The 3,349-nt window shown below is 50.3% G+C and carries 4 protein-coding genes; all 4 read right to left on the bottom strand.

Going from position 1 to position 3,349, the window contains the following annotated elements; translation table 11 throughout:
• Positions 1-209 (bottom strand): hypothetical protein (locus GF401_14505; protein ID MBD3346263.1); only part of this gene is annotated, 209 nt, incomplete at its 3' end.
• A 256-nt stretch (positions 210-465) separates the two neighbouring features.
• Complete coding sequence (locus tag GF401_14510; protein MBD3346264.1) at positions 466-1,761, bottom strand: hypothetical protein; 1,296 nt, start codon at positions 1,759-1,761, stop codon at positions 466-468.
• 36 nt (positions 1,762-1,797) lie between these two features.
• The gene (locus GF401_14515) at positions 1,798-2,457 is read right to left on the bottom strand and encodes a cyclic nucleotide-binding domain-containing protein (GenBank protein ID MBD3346265.1); all 660 of its coding nucleotides are present in this window, start codon (positions 2,455-2,457) and stop codon (positions 1,798-1,800) included.
• Between the two features lie 8 nt (positions 2,458-2,465).
• Positions 2,466-2,996: a hypothetical protein gene (locus tag GF401_14520; GenBank protein ID MBD3346266.1), complete on the bottom strand. Its 531-nt coding sequence runs from the start codon at positions 2,994-2,996 to the stop codon at positions 2,466-2,468.
• Between the last annotated feature and the right edge of the window lie 353 nt (positions 2,997-3,349).

The following is a 3,349-nucleotide window of genomic DNA, read 5'->3' on the forward strand; positions in this document are numbered from 1 at the left end:
CCGAAGGGTGTGATTATCCTGAACTTTTGCCCGCTCGACGGATCGATACCCCACAATCGGGCCATCATATCGACAACCCACAGCATTCCCGAACTTCCGGTGAGAAAATCAATAAAGAAAACAGTACCAAGCACAAGAAGAAATATATTCCCCTTACTTGTCAATGCCTCCACGATCGGGAGTCTCTCTTTTTGGGTTTCATTGGGCATGGTTAAATCCTAGGGTAAAAGTTAAAACTCGAAAGATTTATGATTTTGGAAGGGGCTGGGCGCCCCTTGAACCCAGCTAGGTAAATGCTTTTCCTGATAGCCCAACCCCCAGGGCTCCGCCCGCCCCCCACACTTGGGGGGCACAGATTGTTTTTTTTAACAATAGACTTACATTGGTTGCATATTACAGTATAGATTTAGATTGGTTACATATTACAGTTGTGTGGCCTGAACTTCAGTTCAGGGGGGTTCTCTCTCATTCACTTCCTCCCGCCTCAATCAGCATCTTGACGACGTATCCTTTTCCCCGTCGGCGGGCATACCAGAGTGCGGTCCGCCCCTGGGGACTGAGTGCATTAGGATCGGCGCCGGCATCGAGAAGCAGGCGGACGACCTGGGTGTATCCCATGGATGCCGCGTAGAGCAGTGCGGTGCCGAGGACGTTATTTGATGCATGCACGTTGGCGCCATAGAAGAGCAGTTCCTGGACAATTGCGGTATGTCCTTTTGATGCCGCAATAATCAAAGGGGTACTTCCATACCGGTTGGTCTTTTCGATATCGTTAACACCCCGGGTCAGGATTTCCCTAACTGTTGCAAGGTTTCCGTTCCGGGCAGCGGCCATGAGTTTCGTGTAGCCGTCGGCGGTCTTTTTCAGGAGCAGTTTTTCGATCTCCCGCCGCCGCATGGTCATGGCTATCTGAAGCGGGGTCCGTCCACGGCGGTCTTCGATATCAACATCGGCGCCCGATTCGATCAGCAGTTTGACAATTGATGTTTTCCCCTGCTGGACTGCGTAATGAAGGGCCGACCGTCCGGTGTTGTCGGTAACGTTGAGATCAGCGCCCCATTCTACCAGGATTCCGGTCAGGTCGAGCCGGCGGCGGATAACTGTTTTGATCAGGGGCGTTCTCCCCATACCGTCCTGCTCATCCGGCCACGCACCGGCTTCGAGCATGACCTTGAGGACTTCCGGGCGGTTCATGGTAAGGGCATGAAAAATCAACGGCCTATTCCGGGAATCGACCGCATTGACATCACCACTGTACCGGATCAGCAGCATCGCAACCCGGTCCCGTTTGTTTATTAAGGCTTTGGCGAGCGCACTTTCACCCGAGGTATCTACTAAAAAAACATCGGCGCTTTCATCCAGAAGCAATTCCACCAGTTCAACCTCACCCTGCGCCGCGGCGAGCATGAGTGCGGTCTCTCCTCTGTCGTTCTGCTCATCTGGATCGACACCCCACTCAAGAAGCATTTCGGCAATGGAATAGCAGCCGATCGACGATACGGCCATGAGGAGCGTGGTACCGGTCGTATCTTTTACCGGAGGGACATTATCAATAAAGAGGAGTTCTTCGGCAGCACGGGCATCGCATGACCAGATAGCTGCAAGAAGCTTGTTACTACCGGCCCGACTAACCTCAGCCTCAGGAGCCGGGGGTTTCGGAGGCGCCGTAATTTCACCATCCTGAGCCATAACCGTCAAAAAACCAAACGTTATGACAAACAGACGCGCGGTAGAGAGTGATTGTTTCAGGCAGTTTTCCATGATCTCCTCTACCTATAACTACGTATGGGGTACAAATTATGTTACCGGTGATGATTCGGATTTTTCAAACAGCGTATTGCCATACTGTTCGAGCCGTGTCACGTCGGATATGACAATCTTGCTCTTTTCCAGTATAAGAAGCTCCTTTCCGGAGAGCTTTGTCAGCAATTCCAGAACATCCGAGGGATTCAGGCCAAGGATATCCATGATTTCATTCTCCACGAATTTCAAACTGAGTTGCCGGCCCGATTCCGAGGGCGTACACATGCCGGTATCGGTCATCATCGCAACAAGCAGCGCAACCTGGCGTGTTTTATCACCGTACATGCTGTTATCGATTTTTTCATCAACCTCACGAAGGCGCTGGACAAGAATACGGGCGATTTTCTGAAACCACTCGGGAACGCCGTTGAGGGTTGCAACAAAATTGTCTGCAGCAATAACAAGCGCTTCAGTCTCTTCTTCGGCAATCACCGATGCACTCCGCACGCCGCCGTCGATAGCAGCGACTTCACCAACAACTTCACCCGCACCCACCGTTGCCAGATCAACAGCAACATCCCCTTCGGTTTTGAATATGCGCACGGAACCTTGTTGAATCACATAGAGATCGCGGGATGGATCGCCCTGTTTGAACAGCAGCTCTCCTTTTTGGAATCGAACCTTGGCGGCAGTACCACCTGGAATTCCGGCCATGGGCCTCCTTACTGCGTAACAAACACTTTGGAGCGAACAATCCAGGCATCGTCATATCCCAGGTTTTTCAGGTCGGCCAGGATAAGCTCTGCCTGATTTCGGCTGGTAAAATCACCAACCAGTAGTTTATAGTAGGGATCCTGAAAGGCGATATATACCGGCTTATTGAGTTTGATTTCCAGCTTCTTTTTTTCCGTCCGGGCACGATCGATCTGATTTGAGGCAAAGCACTGTACCCGGAATCCGTTGGGGATCTCCTTTTTACCAGCAGGAATCTGACCCTTTGCAGCCCCGCCGGTGGATATCATGCTCTTGAAATCCTTCTCTTGGAGGACGATCTCCTGTCCGCGGTTGAGCGTATCGATATAGGTCGAGGTGCGCTCCACATTCCGGCGCTGTCCGGTGTAATCTTTTTTACTCCACGAAAACCAGGACATCGCGAAAAGCCGGGTGGTCAACAGGGTAATTACAGCAAATGATACAAAATAAAAACTTTTTCTCATCTCCCTTTTCCTTTCCTTAAAGCCCGATAGTCGCATTCAATGTCTAGGAAAAGAAAATAACACATTTTCACCGATGATGTAATATTATATGAATAATAAGTATACGATAGAAAAGCCAAAATGTCGACTGATTTGGCGAGAGGGCTGAAAAACAGGAAGGGAAGGGTTGATCAGTTGAGATTTGTGATTTTGGAAGGAGCTGAAGCGCCGGGCACACATTCTCCCGCCCTCCCTTGCCAATTCCCCGGCACATATCCTATTTATTTATAACACAAACGCCTATGCCCGGATTAAAACTTTATATCAGCAACCGGCTTGAAGAACTTGTCGGTCTTCTTTCGCAGCAGCTTACCTCGGCTTCCTTATCGCCCTTTGAAAAGGAGATAATA

This window comes from Chitinivibrionales bacterium (assembly GCA_014728215.1).
GTDB lineage: Bacteria > Fibrobacterota > Chitinivibrionia > Chitinivibrionales > WJKA01 > WJKA01.